Annotated in this window: 13 protein-coding genes and 1 riboswitch; all 13 genes read right to left on the bottom strand. The window is 39.8% G+C overall.

The features are described 5' to 3' along the window. Window positions 1-37: 37 nt before the first annotated feature. Complete coding sequence (locus BVH04_RS17430; protein ID WP_086542748.1) at window positions 38-319, bottom strand: Trm112 family protein; 282 nt, start codon at window positions 317-319, stop codon at window positions 38-40. Further along, window positions 316-960: a thiamine phosphate synthase gene (locus BVH04_RS17425; RefSeq protein WP_169714455.1), complete on the bottom strand. Its 645-nt coding sequence runs from the start codon at window positions 958-960 to the stop codon at window positions 316-318. Before BVH04_RS17425 ends, BVH04_RS17430 begins: the two co-directional genes overlap by 4 nt. Beyond that, window positions 957-2,012, bottom strand: coding sequence for an AIR synthase-related protein (locus BVH04_RS17420; RefSeq protein WP_086542746.1), 1,056 nt, complete (start codon window positions 2,010-2,012; stop codon window positions 957-959). The genes BVH04_RS17425 and BVH04_RS17420 overlap by 4 nt, the downstream gene beginning before the upstream one ends. Beyond that, window positions 2,012-2,734 carry a class I SAM-dependent methyltransferase gene (locus tag BVH04_RS17415; RefSeq protein WP_086542745.1) on the bottom strand — a complete coding sequence of 241 codons (723 nt, stop codon included), beginning with the start codon at window positions 2,732-2,734 and terminating at the stop codon, window positions 2,012-2,014. Before BVH04_RS17415 ends, BVH04_RS17420 begins: the two co-directional genes overlap by 1 nt. A gap of 69 nt (window positions 2,735-2,803) precedes the next feature. Then, a riboswitch (TPP riboswitch) is annotated at window positions 2,804-2,902 on the bottom strand. A gap of 61 nt (window positions 2,903-2,963) precedes the next feature. After that, the gene (locus BVH04_RS17410; RefSeq protein ID WP_086542744.1) at window positions 2,964-4,271 is read right to left on the bottom strand and encodes an APC family permease; all 1,308 of its coding nucleotides are present in this window, start codon (window positions 4,269-4,271) and stop codon (window positions 2,964-2,966) included. 499 nt (window positions 4,272-4,770) lie between these two features. Continuing rightward, on the bottom strand, window positions 4,771-5,226 hold the full coding sequence (locus BVH04_RS17405) for a GyrI-like domain-containing protein (RefSeq protein WP_086542743.1): 456 nt from the start codon (window positions 5,224-5,226) through the stop codon (window positions 4,771-4,773). A gap of 785 nt (window positions 5,227-6,011) precedes the next feature. Beyond that, window positions 6,012-7,019, bottom strand: a complete 1,008-nt coding sequence (locus BVH04_RS17395; RefSeq protein ID WP_086542741.1) for a DUF3500 domain-containing protein — start codon at window positions 7,017-7,019, stop codon at window positions 6,012-6,014. 138 nt (window positions 7,020-7,157) lie between these two features. Then, a complete protein-coding gene (locus BVH04_RS17390; RefSeq protein ID WP_086542740.1) occupies window positions 7,158-8,945 on the bottom strand; it encodes an acyl-CoA dehydrogenase family protein in 1,788 nt (595 codons plus the stop codon). Window positions 8,946-9,087: 142 nt separating this feature from the next. Beyond that, on the bottom strand, window positions 9,088-10,263 hold the full coding sequence (locus BVH04_RS17385; RefSeq protein ID WP_086542739.1) for a thiolase family protein: 1,176 nt from the start codon (window positions 10,261-10,263) through the stop codon (window positions 9,088-9,090). A 53-nt stretch (window positions 10,264-10,316) separates the two neighbouring features. Next, a complete protein-coding gene (locus BVH04_RS17380) occupies window positions 10,317-12,722 on the bottom strand; it encodes a 3-hydroxyacyl-CoA dehydrogenase/enoyl-CoA hydratase family protein (protein ID WP_086542738.1) in 2,406 nt (801 codons plus the stop codon). A gap of 44 nt (window positions 12,723-12,766) precedes the next feature. After that, window positions 12,767-13,237, bottom strand: coding sequence for a MarR family winged helix-turn-helix transcriptional regulator (locus tag BVH04_RS17375; protein WP_086542755.1), 471 nt, complete (start codon window positions 13,235-13,237; stop codon window positions 12,767-12,769). A 349-nt stretch (window positions 13,238-13,586) separates the two neighbouring features. Beyond that, entirely contained in the window at window positions 13,587-15,335 is a 1,749-nt protein-coding gene (locus tag BVH04_RS17370; RefSeq protein WP_086542737.1) for an AMP-dependent synthetase/ligase, read from the bottom strand. Window positions 15,336-15,798: 463 nt separating this feature from the next. Next, a complete protein-coding gene (locus BVH04_RS17365; protein WP_086542736.1) occupies window positions 15,799-17,397 on the bottom strand; it encodes an Ig-like domain-containing domain in 1,599 nt (532 codons plus the stop codon). Between the last annotated feature and the right edge of the window lie 68 nt (window positions 17,398-17,465).

Genomic DNA, 17,465 nt, shown 5'->3' with positions numbered 1-17,465 from the left:
TTCTAGTGGCAAGATGCCGTATAATCACATTTTTTATTTAAGGAATAGATGGGCTATCTATCAACCTAAAGTTCATAATTTCTTTGCCATCCAGTTGATTTTGCCATCTCTTTAGAACGGATTGTTCAAGATGAGCTTCCCTGTATTCATCTGGGTTCATGATGGGTATGCCTCTGATAATGGGATAGATTCTAGTGCAGGAAGGACAGTTGAGCCATCCCTCATGGATGTTATCCTGCTCATCTTTCAGGATGATTTTCAAAATCAAGTCTTGCTTGTCAAAGGGACAGCAGAGTTTATTTATAGTTTCCAATTTCATTTTTTTAAGTTTTTTAGTAAGTGCTGGTAGGTGGAAATGGCTTGGCTAGGATTAGCAGCACTCAAGACGCCTGAAACGATAGCAACGCCATCAAAATTTAGAGATCGAAGTTGGGAGATGTTTTCAGGAGAAATTCCACCTGCCAGGAAAATTGGAATTTTAGTGAGTTTCCTAGTCCTTTTGATTATTTCAAAATTCACCAATTCACAACTATTCGATGTGGAAGAAGTAAACATGGAGCAAAAAGAGAGATAGTCAACACCTGCTAAAATGGCACTTTGAATCAATTCGAAGTCATTGTTTATTGTAACTCCAATGATTTTTCCCTGCTTCTTTATCTTTGGAATTGATGATGAATTTTCAGCTGACAGCTCATCAAAATGCACACCGTCCAGTCTAAATAATTCTGCCCATTCAGGATGATTATTGATTAGAATAGGAATTCCAGTTCCTATACAGATTGATTTAATTTTATATATCAGGTTGAAAGCTTGAGCTTGAGACTTGAAATTATCCCAAATCTGTAGCGCACAAGGGTTAGCGGAAATAGCTTTTTCAAGAGTTTCTAAAAGCTGATTTTCTTCCATAGAAGGATCGATCACCAGATAAATCCCCTGACTTATTTTACCCCGTAGATTCATTTCCATCCTGCATTTAAAGCATTGTAATAAGCCATCCAATAAGGATCCGTTTCCTGATAGGCTAGGGGAGACATTAACCCAGACTTTTGAATTTGCACCCCAACCTCTTTTTCAGTTATTCTTCCCACCTCAGTGCAGAGAATATCTTTTATATCCAGCCTTTTGATTACATCGTCAGATTTTTCAGGATCACATACGATGATCATGGATCCAGCACCCACACAATAGCGGGGATCGAGGCCAAACAATCCTGCAATGGCAGCAGCAATATTTCCTACCGGAAGCAATTCATCTTGGATTAAAGCTCCTTTATCAGAAGCAATCGCCAATTCATATATTGCTCCCAAAACACCGCCTTCTGTCACATCATGCATTGCATGAATCTCAGAGAATTTGCTTTCTATGCCAGCAGCACAAAGTGCATCTAGAAGTGATGAAGTCTGGTAAAACTGCTCGCAAGATGCTCGATAAACTTCTGCACCTAGTTTCTGTGTGATTGTTTCTGGAAAACTCATTCCCAAAATCGCTGTGGCAGTCAGTCCGCATGATTTGGTCACCATAATAGCATCGCCAATTTGAGCGCCAGTAGAGCAAATCATTTCCGTCTCAGGAGCGATAGTCATCAAAGTACCTCCACCTGCAAAAGTGGAATTTTGTCCCTGCACAAAGCCAGTATGACCTCCTGTAATTGCTAAGCCGATTTCCTTACAAAATTGGTCGATATATCCCCAATAAGTACTGAAATCTGCCTTTGAAAGCGTGTCTGGCAGATTCAGAACAAACTGCCCATATTGCGGAGCAAAGCCAGTCGTGGCCATGTCATTTGCCATCAGATGTAAGCTGAGCCAGGCCGATTCCTGCAATCCCATAGAAGGAATCAGGGAAAGTGGATCGCTGGTTGCCGCTAAAGCCAAGCCTCCCGGCAGTGACGTGATAGAAACATCCACACCGAATGCCGGACCTTGCTTCACCTCTTTTCGCGAAGAACCTAATCTTCCTGCAAGCAAATCCTGATATCCTTGGGAGTTGATTTTTCCGAGTTGGTCAGCCATTATCGTACATCATTCAGTTTGACATACAATCCAAAAAAATCACCATAAGGCACGCTCCATTGCTGGACCGGAAACCATTTTGGTAAGCCCGTACACGACCATTCTATAGTGTATTCCCGGCCTTGAAGCGCTTCATCGATGATAGCGATTAGCATGGCTGGAGTATAGAAAGTTGCGGTAACATAAAATGGATTCTTACCAAAAAGCTGCTGTACCCTGCGTCTCAATACTTTTGGAGAGTTCCGATTCATCATACCCATTGCTATCCCGTATTTGGCTACTCGGGCAGATTCTCGGATTACTTTTACCGGATCTTTGTAGTATTCAAACGTGGTGATGAACGCCAAGGAATCGAACGTACGATCCTTGAATGGCATGTGATGGGAATCTGCCATAACCAAGTCTCCATCAAACAAATGAATAGCCTGGGAAAGCATTAGTGGAGAAATATCTCCACCAGTTGCTTTAATACCGATCTCCTTCCACCAGCGTGTAAACCGGGTAGTTCCACAGCCGAATTCCAAAAGCGTTTTGATTCTTTTGTCTTTAGATACCAACTGCTCCATGACTTTCTTTTGCCAGACTTCGGCACGTTTGTATCTTCCTTCATACCAAAGTTCATAGGTGTCTGTATGGGCACGATTGAAAAACCATTCAGGGCGATTTTGCCAGTTTTTATGCGCATCGGGTAGTAATTCAAAATTCTTTTTCTCGAGTTCCATAGGGAATTTAAGGTTGCAAAAATGTTAACTGCATTTCCTGCGGTCAGGCAACCAAGAGAAAACAAAGGCGTTTTCCAGCTTAAGCATCCCTACGTTGGCATGATCCAAATCAGGTAATTCGGGTATTTTCTCAGCCTTAACAAAAGGAAGGCACCCCGTGCAATAGTTTCAAATATAGACTAAAAACTGTGGACAAAAAACCAATTCCCCAGTGCATGTAAGAATAATTTTAGCTATCAGATTGAAGATTATTCTTTTCTTTTCTCTTATAAATCCACTCTACCAAAAAGCAGGTAGCTATGATGCCAAGTGCGATCAGCACCCCAAGCATATTAGTATTAAACTGCTGCACAGTCAACACGAGGGTTGCGATTCCGCACAGTATCACACCCAAAAGCGTGATTGATTTTTTGCTTTTCACATCAGCTGAGCGCTTGTATGCTACCAAATTTACAGTAGAAAAAATCAACAAAAATCCAATACTGCCCGCAATAGAAATGCTCTCCAAATCAAGTGTATTCGTTATAAAAAGAGTTAAGACCGCCGTAATCATAAGCCCGACGGGATGATTCCAAAATTGGTTGGTCAACGCATGAGGCAGTTCATCATCTTTCGCGATTTCATAACTCACGCGACTTCCTCCATAAAGTGAAGCATTGATGGCTGAAAAAGTCGAAATCAGAGCCGCGATCGTAATTATTGTAAATCCGATTTGTCCTAGCATAGGCTTCGCCGCCTCCGCCAAGACATAGTCCTCAGCTTTTGCTATTTCCCCAAATGGTAAAGAACCCACTGTTACAATTGCTATAATGATATAGAGGATTATCACGAAAATGACTGAATAGTAGTAGGCCTTTGGGATATTTTTCTCCGGATCTTTGATATCTGGTGCTGCATTGGCTATCAATTCAAACCCTTCATAGGCAACAAAAATCACCATCCCTCCAGTCAAAAGCTTAACTGGACTTTCCCAGTTTGGAAAGGAAAACTGAGCCAGATTTTCATTCCCTATCAATCCATACGCACCAACACCCACAAAGCCCAGTAGGATAATCAGCTTGATGATGACTGCATAGGATTCAATAGCTCCGACTACCTTGATACTGTAATAATTTATAGCTGTTGCAAAAACGATAACCGCACTGGCATATAGATGAAAATCTAGATTTTTGCTAGCTGTGATTTCGTAAAGATTTGGAGCATAGGAGCCGAAAGCAGAAGCGTAAAGGGAAAGCATGATGATATAACTTATCCACAGCAGATTATTGATTCCTCCACTGAAAATAGTATTTCCAAAGCCCTCATTGATGAATTTGACTGTGCCTCCTCGATCAGGAAATGCCAAGGACAATTTCACATAGCTATAAGAAGTGACTAAGGCCAAGAGACCCGCAATCAAAAAAGCAACTGGTGTTCCTCCTTTGGACAATGAAACAGCCAAACCAAGCACGGCAAAAATTCCGCCACCGACCATTCCACCTATACCAATTGAGATTGCTTCTTTTAAACTCACTTGATCACTCTGCTCATTTGGCATAGATTAGACAAATTGGTTCAAGAGATTCAAGTTAAAATATTTATTCTTCTGCAAAGTCGCGATGAGCGCAAAGAATTTCGCAAAGATTTAACGAAGATGATTCTTAAGTACAGATTCTAAAGAAGTATGATATCTCCCATTTTGAGCCACAAGACTTTCATTAAATTTTCAATAGTAAGACCCTCTGCGAAAATCTCCGTGATCACTGCGGATAAAAATGAATTTCACAAAAAAAGCAGGAGCTTTTGACTCCTGCTAATTGATCAATTGTTTTTCTTACTTTCCTTTTTCGCGGCTTTATCAGCTCGCTTTTCTTTCAGAGTTTTGGTAGCCGCAGACTTATCGTTCTTAGGTTTACCTTCCGGTTGCTTAGCCATAGTTTCATTGGTAAAATGTTGTAACTGATTCCCGTCAAGATAGTGGGAATTCTCCAACTCCCAAACCAGTCCTGTAACTATTTTTATGCCCTTCAGCTAGTCACAAATCTTATATTCCTAAACTAATTCACTGCTATAAAAATATCAACCTCCGAATTGTCTCCCTGCTGTGAGTTAGCTCTATAAACTTCAAAATCCGCTGTATATTTTCTGTCCAACTCCGCATCTTGAGCCCAGATTTCCTGCCAGGTTTGTACAACTGCCTCAGACATTTTACCCTTAGCTGTAAACTTAAAATGCTTTCCACCAGCAAACTCTCTGGCAATAAGGCCATCCGGTAAATTATCCACTCTATCCACCTGATAACCAATCATACAGGTATATTTTCCCGTGTAGTCAGACTCGTAATCTGTGTAGATCGCGTAAATATCTTCACTTACTTTTCCAGTTATTTTTCCTCCAATTTGCTCCTCAAAAAATCTTCCCCAAAGTACATCTAAGTCTTCAGCAGCTTTTCCAGATGTATTTGAAGTTCTGACAGAAATTCCAATAATTTTAAAAGGCTCAATAGTCTGCATTGTGTGCTTGTTTTTTGTTAAAATATGATTCTCTAAAGGGACATAAGTTAGGCAAAAAAGCCTCTTTAGGGTAATTTGGATAGATATATGGAATCAATTTTTAAATTTAATGTGCTTCAAACCAACCCTGCTCTTTGTGCGTTATTTGCGGGCTTTGTGTTCAAAAAAAATAGTGAATTGGGCTTTCCAATAAAATTATATTTCGCTCTTTCAGAGCCGAAGTTGCTGTCTAACCATAATTACCCAGCCCTACTGAGCTGGGCTTTGTTATAACAGGCTTTCGGCTCTGTTTTGATTATAAAGATTAACAATTGTGCCCTCTGCGCAAACCTCTGTGGCCACTGCGGTTAAAAGCACAAAAGCCTCCGAACTCTTTCATTTCGGAGGCTTTGGTACTCAAATGTTAAAATGGATATTTAACTTCTTTCAAAAACATTTCCACCGTTTAGTTCTCCGCAAGAAAATGTGCTGAAAAAGCATCTCTTCTTTCTGAGGTTAATCTAGCGTGAATCTTAAAATCTAGTATATCAAACGAAAAATATGATAAGCTTTTAAAGGGAATTCTGCTGCTTAACCATTAAACAAGATATATTGATTTCTGTATGTTTTCTTTGGTCAACGGGTTAGGAGACCCGCCAAGGCGAGGCAGGCCGATGACCGAAGACCGGAGTAAACCAGAATTTAATGTGTCTTTGGATTTTCGATCCTATAAATTTTCTACTGGCAAGATTCCGTATAATCACCTATTGATTTTCTAATATTGCTCCAATGCCTTATACCAAAAATTAATGTGTATGAGACTGCGCATAGTGCTCCTTAATCAAGTCTCTTCCAAAATCACCATCAAAATCCCTCCAAACGGTATGAATATGATTGGCATTGTTTTGAGAATTATCAAACTCGATCAAGAATGTTTTCGCTTGAATTCGGTAATAATGAGCCGCTCCCAGAGATTTTGCCCCTACCCATCCAAAATAGAGATCTGATAAATCTTCTGCCATTAATTTTTCCCTCCTAGCGTCAGCAATTTTACTTGGTATGTTGGATAAATACTGATCAATTAGCCGCATAAGGAGTTTTTGCTGGTCTGGATTCAGTTCCGAGTACCGAATTCCCACCGGTTTCATTGGCCTGATCTCAGGCAAGTTTAGCGATACTATATCTTTGAAAGATTCCTGCTGAAAAATCGCTTTTTCCTGCTGCTGGGAATCCATTGAATTGATCAGACCAAACCCAAGATCTTCTTCTTTCGCCAACGTTCGATCACCTTTTCTAGGCCCTTCAGGAATCATGGCAGGATTTGCTCCAAAAAATCTGGGAGAGGCAACTATTTCATCACCATTGATTGTAAAATTCAAAGAAATATGATGCCCTTCAAATGACATGGACCAAATGTCATCCGTCATTGGGCTACCATAAAAGGATATAAAGTACTTCTCAGAGTCTCGCATGACTGAATCTTGACCAAAACTTCTAAGCACATTTTCCAACTCCATTATTTCAAGCGTTTTCTCATAGCCAGATTTGGAGAGAAAAGATTTCAAAACCGAATGAACAAGCGCTCTTTGTTTAGAATTCATTTCTTTAATAGGGACTCCCTCTCGCTCAAACATGGTGCTGGGGAAAAAATGCCAATCCTCTTTCTTGGGATCATTCATGGCAAACATGGCTTTCGCCTTTTGCTCGGGATTGAACGAGTTCAATAACTCTATGATTGGTTCAGGTTTCAGAAGCTGCGTGGCTACCACAAGGCCAAGTAATGCAAGCACAATCAAGGTATAGACTTTTTTCATTTCTTTAGGGTTTTTAAATCTTAGTTCTCAGATCTTGATATTCAATATTTTATGTGAGAAATAAGTTACACTTTTTCCCATAAAAAAGCCTCCGAACTCTTTCATTTCGGAGGCTTTGGTACTCAATTTATCCCAATGTTAAAATGGGTATTTCCCTTGATCAATCATATAATCAGCAATTTGTCTCCTCAATTCTTTGGTGTTGTAAAGTTCTGATTTGGTGAATCTCTTCAATCCCATCAGCATTACTTTTTGCTCATCGCCTTTAGTGAAACTACCAATCGCTTCTTTTGCTGCTGTATTGATTTTGTCAACTGCCTCAGAAAGATAGATCTGTGACATTGCGATTTGATTCTTGCAGGCTTCTTCTCCTCTGATTGACACCAGCTTTTCGGTACGAAGAATAGCAGATTCACTCGCATAGATCTCAATCATCACATCAGCTAGATTCATCATGATTTCCTGCTCATCTTCGATTTTGTCCTGAAGAGTCATTGCGGCTTTGCCACCCACCATAAGGAATACTTTCTTCAGCTTTATGAGCACTTCTTTTTCAGCTGCAAAAAGCTCAGAAGTGTCAATCGTCTCAAATGACGGCACGGAAATAAGTTCTTTAGAAACAGCCATCGCAGGATCGAAAAAATTAATTTCTCCTTTCATCGCACGCTTAAGAAGCATTCCTACCATCAGCATGCGGTTGATCTCATTCGTTCCTTCATAAATTCTGGATATTCTGGCATCACGGTAAGCCCGCTCCATCGGTGCATCGGCTGAGTAACCCATACCACCATAGATCTGAACTCCTTGATCTACCACATAATCCAACACTTCAGAGCATTGCACTTTTGCGATAGCACACTCAATAGCAAACGCTTCTACGCCTTTCAGTTTGGCCTCATTTGCCTCCATTCCTTCGGCTTCAAGTGCATTGATTTTATTCTCAATATCTTGACCAGCACGGTAACAAAGCGATTCAGAAACGTAGGCTTTGGTAGCCATCTCAGCGAGCTTGGCTTTGATCGCACCAAATGAATTGATACTAACCCCAAATTGTTTTCGCTCTGTAGAATATTTAATAGAATGAGTGGTAACTGTCCGAACTCCTCCCAATACTCCTGAGCCGAGCTTTACTCTGCCGATGTTTAAGATATTCACAGCGATTTTGAATCCGTTCTGACGATCAGAAAGCATATTCTCAACTGGGACAGGACAATCGTTAAAGAAAACTTGACGAGTAGATGAGCCTTTGATTCCCATCTTTTTCTCCTCTTCGTTCATTGTGATTCCGCCAAAAGACTTCTCTACGATGAATGCAGTCAGGTTTTTATCATCTTCGATTTTGGCAAAAACGATGAATAAGTCAGCGAAACCTGCATTTGAGATCCACATTTTCTGTCCATTGAGAAGGTACATTTTACCATCTTCAGAAAGTGTAGCTTTGGTCTTACCACTATTGGCATCCGATCCCGCATCTGGCTCAGTGAGGCAATAACAAGCCGCCCATTCACCTGTTGCGAGCTTGGGAAGATATTTTATCTTCTGCTCCTCTGTTCCGTAATACAAGATTGGAAGTGTACCAATACCCGTATGTGCTCCATAGGTAGTAGAGAAAGATCCTGCTGAACCGATGATATCGGCGATCAGCATGGATGTATTGAAACTCATTCCCATTCCCCCGTATTCTTCTGGGACAGAGATTCCCAAAAGGCCTAGATCTCCAGCTTTTTTGAAAATGCGAGGAACTAGATCAGGGTCTTTCATGCTATCGATTTCCTGCAAGTGTGGTGTGATCTCAGTATCGATAAAGTCCTGACAGGCCTGAGCCATCATTAGTTGTTCTTCAGTAAATTCTTCTGCTATAAAGATGTCTTGCGCATCAGTTTCTTTAATGAGGAATTCTCCCCCTTGGGTGGATTTTGTAGCCATATTCTATTGTTATTATCAGCTTATTTTTTTCATTATTCTTAATTCCTAATTCTTAATTCTTCATTCGATATTGAAAATCTTTGAATTTCAGAATGTCGAATGTCTAACTCTGAATTTCAAATGATGAAGTTTATAGGAATTCCTATTTAAGCAATTCGTAAACCCCAGCAACGCCCTGACCACCGCCGACACAAGCAGTAACTAGTCCGTACTTTTTATTCTGGCGGCGAAGCTCATTGAATATCTGAATGGAAAGTTTTGCTCCGGTACATCCCAATGGGTGACCAAGAGCTACAGCTCCACCGTTTACATTCACAATCTCAGGATTGAGGTCTAGCGCCTTAATTACTGATAAACCTTGTGCAGCAAAAGCTTCATTCAACTCGATCAAATCAACATCATTCAGGCTTAACCCTGCTTGTTTCAGAGCTTTTGGAACTGCTATCTTTGGGCCTATTCCCATAATTCTCGGATCAACCCCAGCAGCGCTATAAGACATCATTCTGGCAATAGGCTCAATATTTAATTCTTTCACCATTCGCTCAGACATTACTACTACGAAAGCTGCTCCGTCGGAAGTTTGGGAAGAATTACCTGCCGTCACTTGACCCCCGTTCTTAAAAGCTGGTTTCAATCCAGACAACACCTCCATCGTAGTTCCTTGGCGAGGTCCCTCATCCGTATCGACTACATATTTTCGGGTTTTCTTTTTGCCTTTTTCATCGAGATAAGTCTCTTCCACTTCTACAGGAACAATCTCATCTTTGAATTTTCCAGCTGCAATGGCTGCTAGTGCTTTCTCGTGAGATTTGACAGAAAAAGCATCTGAATCTTCCCGAGTGATGCTGTATTCCTTTGCCAATTCTTCAGCAGTCAATCCCATACTGATGTAATAGGAAGGGTGCTCGGTCGCTATCTTATAATTCAAAACTGTTTTGTATCCCATCATAGGAACTAGAGACATAGATTCTGTCCCTCCAGCGATGATACAATCCGCCATTCCGGCTTTTATTTTTCCTACTGCCAAAGCAATAGCTTCGATCCCCGATCCGCAATAACGATTGACTATAAAGCCTGGGTTTTCTACTCCCAAAGCAAGTAGGGAAATCATTCTCCCCATTTGCATTCCTTGTTCTGCCTCAGGCACTGCATTTCCTACGATCAGGTCGTCCACCATTTTGGTTTCCAAACCTGGTGTATTTGCTACCAAATGCTTGATTACATCTGCAGCGAGATCATCCGGACGGTAAAATCTAAAGCCTCCTTTTTTGGCTTTCCCTACCGCCGATCTATATCCATTTACTATATATGCTTCCATTGATTGTTGTGTTTTTAGGTTATTGAGTTACTTGGTACATTGTACTTTGGTCATCAATTGCGCAACGGTTTGCCCTTGAATAAAATACTGTGGATTCTCTCCAGCGTTTTCTTTTCACCAGTTAGACTCAAGAATGCTTCTCGCTCCAAGTCCAATAAGTATCTCTCCGAAACTTCTGTCGGAGAAGACAGATCACCTCCAGACATTACCCAAGCTAGTTTTCTCGCAATCTTAGCATCATGATCCGAGATATAGGCACCATATTGCATTCCTGTCACACCTGCATCGAATAGTGCTAGCGACTCTTTACCCAATACCTTAATATTTGTCTGCTCAATTGGCTGCGTGTATCCTGCCTCGTGCATGGAAAGCACTTTAGTCTTAGCCTCTGCCAACTGACGCTTTCTATTCAGCGTGATTCCATCTGATTTTCTCAAATAACCCAGATTTCTAGCTTCTTCAGCTGAAGTGGAAACTTTCGCCATGGCGATATTCATAAAGTATTCCTGCAGCTGATTCAATTCTACATCTCCTGCAATCAGCCTATTCGAAAATCTCAAGGTCATCTCCTTGGTACCGCCGCCAGCAGGAATCAAACCAACGCCAACTTCTACCAATCCCATGTACAATTCCGCATGAGCCTGAACGTGATCAGAGTGAAGCGAAAGTTCACATCCTCCACCCAAAGCCATATTGTGCGGAGCTACTACTACTGGAACAGATGAAAGACGAGCTCGCATCATTGTATTCTGGAACTGAGCAATCATCAAATTGATCTCATCATAATCCTGATCCCCTGCGAACATAAACAGCATCGCCAAATTTGCTCCTGCAGAGAAATTCGCTCCTTCATTTCCGATCACTAGTCCTTTGTGGGACTTCTCAGCCATGCCGATTGCGGTATTAATCCCTTCGATTACTTCAGCGCCCATAGAATTCATTTTGGTATGAAACTCCAATCCAATGACATCATCGCCTATATCATATACAGATGCTCCAGCATTGTTCCAGATTTTCTTTCCAGCCGATTTCAGTGTATCCAAAATAATGAAATCATCCAGGCCAGGAATTTCTAGGTACGACTTGCTTGGAATGTCGTAATAGTGTTTTTTTCCATTTTCTACTTTGTAAAATGACACATTTCCTGCATCGAGCATGTCATAAATCCAAGCTGCGGGCTTCTCACCAGCTGCTTCCATTTTGTCCACAGTCTCTTTGACACCGAGAACATCCCATGTCTCGAAAGGCCCAAGTTCCCAACCGAAACCAGCAGAAACCGCCTGATCTATTCTATACAATTCGTCGGAAATCTCAGGGATTCTATTTGAACAATATCTGAACAGATCATAAAAAGACGCACGGTAAAACTCTCCGGCACGATCGTCAAAATTCACCAAAAACTTGATTCTCTTTCTCAGATCCTCAAATTCCTTAGCAGCTTCTAACGCTTTGAATTTTGGCTTCTCCACATCTTTATATTCGAAAGTTTCGAAGTCAATTTCCTTCAGCTCCTTAGTGCCATCCTCATGACGGATCATCTTGAAGTAACCTTGGCCTGTTTTATCTCCAAACCACTTATTGTTATAAAGAACTTCTACAATTTTCGGAAGCTTGAATTTCTCCCTTGACTCATCGTTTGGTAAAGCTTTGTAAAGGTTGTTTGCAACATTTACAGTCGTATCCAAACCGACTACATCCATTGTTCTGAAAGTGGCTGATTTTGCCCGGCCAATGAGGGTCCCCGTTAATTTATCCACCTCAGATACTCCAAAGCCCATTTTTTCGATGGTATGCATCGCAGAAATAATCGCATAGACACCTATTCTATTGGCAATAAATGCTGGGGTATCTTTACAAAGTACGGTTTCTTTTCCAAGGAATTTATCCCCGTATTCCATCATAAAGTCTACGATTTCCGGGTTCGTTTTTGGTCCAGGAATGATCTCCAAAAGCCTCAGATATCGTGGTGGGTTGAAAAAGTGTGTTCCTAAAAAATTCTCCTGAAAATCATCAGATCTTCCTTCACACATCATATGCATAGGAATTCCCGAAGTATTCGAGGTAATCAAGGTTCCTGGTTTTCGGTACTTTTCTACTTTCTCAAAAAGAGATTGTTTGATGTCCAATCGCTCAACAATTACCTCAATCACCCAATCGTAATCTTTGATCTTTGGTAGGTCATCATCAAAATTTCCTGTGGTAATTCTAGAGGCAAATGCTTTATCATATATAGCTGAAGGATTTGACTTCAGTGTACTTTGCAAAGCATCAGTTACTATTCGGTTTCTAACAATAGGATTTTCCTTCGTCAGTCCTTTTTTCTTTTCCTGCTCTGTGAGTTCAAAAGGTACTATATCCAATAAAAGTACCTGTACGCCGATATTGGCGAAATGACAGGCAATTCTGGATCCCATAACTCCCGAACCTAAAACGGCAACTTTTTTAATGGTTCTGTTCATATTTTTGGGCTTTTGGTGTTATTAACCGGATGGTGGTTATTAGTTTATAATTCAAATATTGGTTTATTTATATCTACTCCCTTATCAGTTTGTACTTGATCTATGACAAACTGTATCTTCTCAAATACGCTAAAAAAGCCATTTAAATCTTCTTCACTGACTACTTCACGTACTTGTTCATTAAATTCCCTGATCGTATTTACTGAAATTGCTTTTTTTCTCTTACCTTCTTCGGTAAGGTAAATCCGCACCGATCGCTTATCTACCAAATCTGGCTTTTTGAAAATCAGTCCTTTTTCCTCCATTGTCTTCAGCATGCGAGTTAGACTTCTAGTCTCCAAGCCAATCTGTGGAGCAATCTTAGTCGCAGGCGTGCCTTCTTTCGAATTGATATTGATCAACACAAAACCGATAGCAGTTGTAAATCCTTCTTCTGATGCTTGCTGATTGTACATTCTTGAGATGGCATGCCAAACACTTTTTATGTGATAATCAACTGTTTCTTCTCTCTTCATCTCTACAGAATGATTCAATTTTATAATTCCCAAGTTAAGAAAAATAATGTATGCATGCATACTATATTTGAAAAAAGTTATGCATGCATCACAAATACTATCTGGCAAAAGACATAATTTGAAGCATAAAATCTAAGTGTAAACGATTTTTCGTTTATAAATCAGAACAAAACGAAATAAAATGTATAATTCTAAGAAATATCTACTGATGTTAAAAAATTAAATGAGTATCCGCAATCCTGCACGTCACCAAATTTAATACTGATTTGCTTCCTAAAATCCCCTTTCCGGAACGTGCAACAAAGTGAACACTCATTAAAAACTATGAATTTTTGATAATAACCTTACATCAATCCTTATAGAGTTTCTCTATTTCTTTCTCAAATTTCTGATGGATTACCTTGCGTTTCAATTTCATTGTCGGAGTCAATTCTCCAGATTCAATTCCCCAGGGTTCTGGCAAAAGTTTGAAACGCTTGATTTGCTCCCATTTTCCAAAGTACTTGTTCAGCTGCTCTAGCTCTCTATCATACTTTTCAATTGTCTCTGGCTTTTGGATCATCTCCTTATCTGTTGTATAGGGAATCCCCTTGTGCTTACAATAATCTTTTAAGCCTTCAAAACTTGGAACGATTAGCGCAGAAGGATAATTTCTATTTTCCCCTAATATAATCAGCTGATCAATCAAAGTTGATTCTTTGAATTTATTCTCCATCAGCTGTGGTGCAATGTATTTTCCCCCTGAAGTTTTAAACATTTCCTTCTTTCGATCTGTAATCTTTAAGAATTCTCCGTCTAGCTCTCCAATGTCTCCGGTGTGAAACCAGCCATTCTTAAGTACCTCTGCAGTCATTTCAGGCTGTCGGTAGTATCCTTGCATGATACTTGGCCCTTTGACGAGGATTTCTCCGTCTTCTGCGATTTTGACTTTCACTTCTTGCACTATTTTTCCTACCCACCCTATTCTCATCTCTTCACGAGTACATACAGAGGCTGAGACTACCGGGGAAGTCTCCGTAAGACCATATCCCTCACAGACTTTAATCCCTGCAGCCCAAAAAACTCTAGCCAATCTAGGTTGCAAGGCTGAAGCCCCTGAATTAATCTGCATCACTTCTCCACCCAGCGCTTCTCTCCATTTACTGAAGATAAGTTTGTTCGCCATTTTCAACTGAAAATTATACCAAGCTCCCATTTCCTTTCCAGGATCATATTCTAAGCCTAGGTTTAACGCCCAAAAGAAAAGTCCTTTCTTAATTCCGGTAAGCTCATATCCTTTGGCAACTATTTTATCATAAATTTTCTCCAAAAGACGTGGCACGGTATTAAAAGCATGAGGTTTGATCTCCTTCATATTTTCTCCCAAAGTCTCTATGCTTTCTGCATAATAAATAGAGAATCCCAAATACATAAAACAGAATGAACCAGTGCGCTCGTAAATGTGACAAAGAGGAAGAAAACTCAGCACTCTGGATGAACCTTGTGGAGGTGTCATAATGGTCGCAATTGCTATTACATTTGAAAGAACATTCGTATGGGAAAGCATCACCCCTTTTGGCCTACCAGTAGTACCAGAAGTATATATTATGGTAAACAAATCATCAGGATTTATTTTCTCCTTAGCATTTTCCAAACTCACAATATCTTCATTAACGCCTATGGATAATAAGTCCTCCCAGAAGATAGCACCTTCCAATTTTTCAAAACTGTAGATCAATCGATCCCCCGCAGCAGCTTTAGCTTTTTCATAGATATCTTCATCACCCACAAAAATCATTTTCACTTCTGCATGCTCAAAAATGTACTCATAGTCAGCAGACGTGATAGTGGGATACATAGGAACTGAAATAGCGCCAACCTGCTGCAAGGCTAAATCAATAAAATTCCACTCAGGACAGTTGGTTGAAATGATTGCAATTTTTTCGCCTGGTTTGACTCCAGTTTTAAGGAAAGCTAAACTCAAATCGTCTATGATCTTTTTGACATCTCTAGAGGAAAAAGATTTCCACTGTCCATTTTCCTTTTTGGAGAGCGCTATTTCTTTATCATAAGTTGCGATCTGATAGGGAATCAAATCAAAAAGTCTGGTAGGCTCCATAGTTCATCATTTTGGGTGTGGTATAATATTAACAAAATGTGAGTCCATTACAAAGAGTTATCCACGCTCTCTTATTATAATAATTGTAAAATAGATTTTTAAAAAATTTATTTACTAAGGTTATTAGGACTGTGGATTTGTGGAAAAGACAGCTAATTATTCTTCTCAACGTTTATGCTTTAGTAACCTTTGAGTTTCCCACGGGTTATCCTCTTGTTGTCCACACGTAAGTTCTTGTAAATGATGAGGGTAAAATATTAGGTTATTTTTTGTGGATTATGAGCTAGGTATTCATTGTTGGTAAAAAGGCTGTGCATAGAATGATGTCAATTGGTGGATAACTGTTGGCTTTTCCCCAAAATAGTAACTTGGCGAAAAAGCCAGCTATGGGTACGTGTATAAGTGCGCAGTTATCACTAAGTAGTACACTACTATCCACAGTTACAATGGTACTTATGCACTTCTAATTTTGGGTTGGTTTTATGCCTGTTTTTGGTGTGGGTGTGACCACAAGATCTTCTAAAGTCCAGCCACCTCTTATAGATATATTTTTATTACCTGTCTCTGGATCGATGTAGTAAAAGGTTCTTTCTGCATATCGCCTTTCTGCATAATTGGCAGGATCCCAGCGACGGTTTCCGTTTGCGTCCTCTATTATTCTGATTTGATAGTTTCCTGCTTCTATTAAGTTGAATGCAAATTTATTTCCTGTGTCGAAATAGTATTCTCTTTTTAATTCGTCTTTACTATCCAGAAGTTGGACAATGAATGGACCTTCTGCTCCTTCTATGGATCCTGTGATCGCATCTGCGAGCGTTTCTCTTTTCAACTTTTTATAATTAGCAGAGAGCGCTACCTCATTGTATTGGCCTCCTATATCCATGAAAGTAGAATCAGCTGCCTTTAATGTGAACGCTTCATAGGGTATGGAATCTGGTATGCTGAGGCTAATTTGGAGTATATCCCTTCTTAAAGAGTCCTTGAAGTTTAGCATATCTGGGTTAATTGGAATTATGGAAGCTGTATCGTAATACAGATATAATGAGTCGTAATTAATATTCTTTAGAGGTTTGTTAAAGGTCAACTCTATAGAAAGATTTTGATAAAAGCTCTTGCCAGAATTCGGAGTGACGGTTAGTTTTTCAGCTTTTCTGTCTGACTCTTCAAATTTTGCCCAAATAAGTGAATCAACTCGATACCCTACTGAATCTCTCAAATTTACATTGAATGCCAAGCTATCTCTAATAGGTTCTTCTGAATATAGATTTATTCTTTTATCTCCTAGCGTATAGAATATCTCGTTGCCCAGTTTTTCGTTTTTTAAAGAGATTTCAAGGGGCGTTTTATTTAGTACAATCGTATAATTTGATCCTGAAGGTGAAGATCTCAGTAATCTGATTGGGTTTTGATCACCTTTTGATAGATTGAATTGGATGCCGTCTATGTTTTGGTTGATGCTAATGGTGTCTTTTATGAAATCGAATGCTTCTGATTTATATTCAGCCTTTAGGCTATTGTTATCATCTTGCCAGGCGTAAGCGAAGTATTTTCCTGCTTTGATATTGGAAATGTTGAATTTTCCCAATGTATCGACTTGTGTCAAATAATATGGGGGCGCCATGAACACATTCGTGGTATCATCGATTGGATATAAACCTACTATGGCATCTTCTAGTTTGTCATTTTTACCAGGGAAATAGGAATTGACCGAGCCTGAGAAGGTAAGACTGTCGATGCTTACACCTGTTGAAAAAACTAATTTTAGATTTTCTGCTGGATTTCCTTCGGAGAGATCTTGAATTGACTTTTGAAAGTTGAAAACGTAGGTGGTGCTGTCTTCAAGATCCTGATTAAGCTCAATTATCAGGGTGTTTTTAATAGCTGTGATGATTACCTCATCCTTGTTTATTCTTGGAGTGATCAGTATGTTCTTGTTGGCATTATCCAGTTTGATATACTCGTCAAAAATTAAGGTGATTTCCTCTGGTTTAGTATTCAGACTTTGATCGTTGGGAGTCATATTTAATACCTTTGGAGGCTCTTCATCTCTAGGTCCACCCATTGGTGCACTTTGTTTGGCACATGAAAACGCCAGTAAGCTTATAACTAAAAGTATTATTGGGTTTTTGT

Source organism: Algoriphagus antarcticus, assembly GCF_002150685.1.
GTDB lineage: Bacteria > Bacteroidota > Bacteroidia > Cytophagales > Cyclobacteriaceae > Algoriphagus > Algoriphagus antarcticus.
Note: the sequence above shows the minus strand (reverse complement) of the source record. Positions and strands in the feature narration are given on the sequence as shown.

What these genes read in the sequence shown, in the direction of transcription:
- BVH04_RS17430 (WP_086542748.1), bottom strand. Translation starts at nt 319, where the DNA reads ATGAAATTGGAAACTATAAATAAACTCTGCTGTCCCTTTGACAAGCAA.
- BVH04_RS17425 (WP_169714455.1), bottom strand. Translation starts at nt 960, where the DNA reads ATGAATCTACGGGGTAAAATAAGTCAGGGGATTTATCTGGTGATCGAT.
- BVH04_RS17420 (WP_086542746.1), bottom strand. Translation starts at nt 2,012, where the DNA reads ATGGCTGACCAACTCGGAAAAATCAACTCCCAAGGATATCAGGATTTG.
- BVH04_RS17415 (WP_086542745.1), bottom strand. Translation starts at nt 2,734, where the DNA reads ATGGAACTCGAGAAAAAGAATTTTGAATTACTACCCGATGCGCATAAA.
- BVH04_RS17410 (WP_086542744.1), bottom strand. Translation starts at nt 4,271, where the DNA reads ATGCCAAATGAGCAGAGTGATCAAGTGAGTTTAAAAGAAGCAATCTCA.
- BVH04_RS17405 (WP_086542743.1), bottom strand. Translation starts at nt 5,226, where the DNA reads ATGCAGACTATTGAGCCTTTTAAAATTATTGGAATTTCTGTCAGAACT.
- BVH04_RS17395 (WP_086542741.1), bottom strand. Translation starts at nt 7,019, where the DNA reads ATGAAAAAAGTCTATACCTTGATTGTGCTTGCATTACTTGGCCTTGTG.
- BVH04_RS17390 (WP_086542740.1), bottom strand. Translation starts at nt 8,945, where the DNA reads ATGGCTACAAAATCCACCCAAGGGGGAGAATTCCTCATTAAAGAAACT.
- BVH04_RS17385 (WP_086542739.1), bottom strand. Translation starts at nt 10,263, where the DNA reads ATGGAAGCATATATAGTAAATGGATATAGATCGGCGGTAGGGAAAGCC.
- BVH04_RS17380 (WP_086542738.1), bottom strand. Translation starts at nt 12,722, where the DNA reads ATGAACAGAACCATTAAAAAAGTTGCCGTTTTAGGTTCGGGAGTTATG.
- BVH04_RS17375 (WP_086542755.1), bottom strand. Translation starts at nt 13,237, where the DNA reads ATGAAGAGAGAAGAAACAGTTGATTATCACATAAAAAGTGTTTGGCAT.
- BVH04_RS17370 (WP_086542737.1), bottom strand. Translation starts at nt 15,335, where the DNA reads ATGGAGCCTACCAGACTTTTTGATTTGATTCCCTATCAGATCGCAACT.
- BVH04_RS17365 (WP_086542736.1), bottom strand. Translation starts at nt 17,397, where the DNA reads ATGGGTGGACCTAGAGATGAAGAGCCTCCAAAGGTATTAAATATGACT.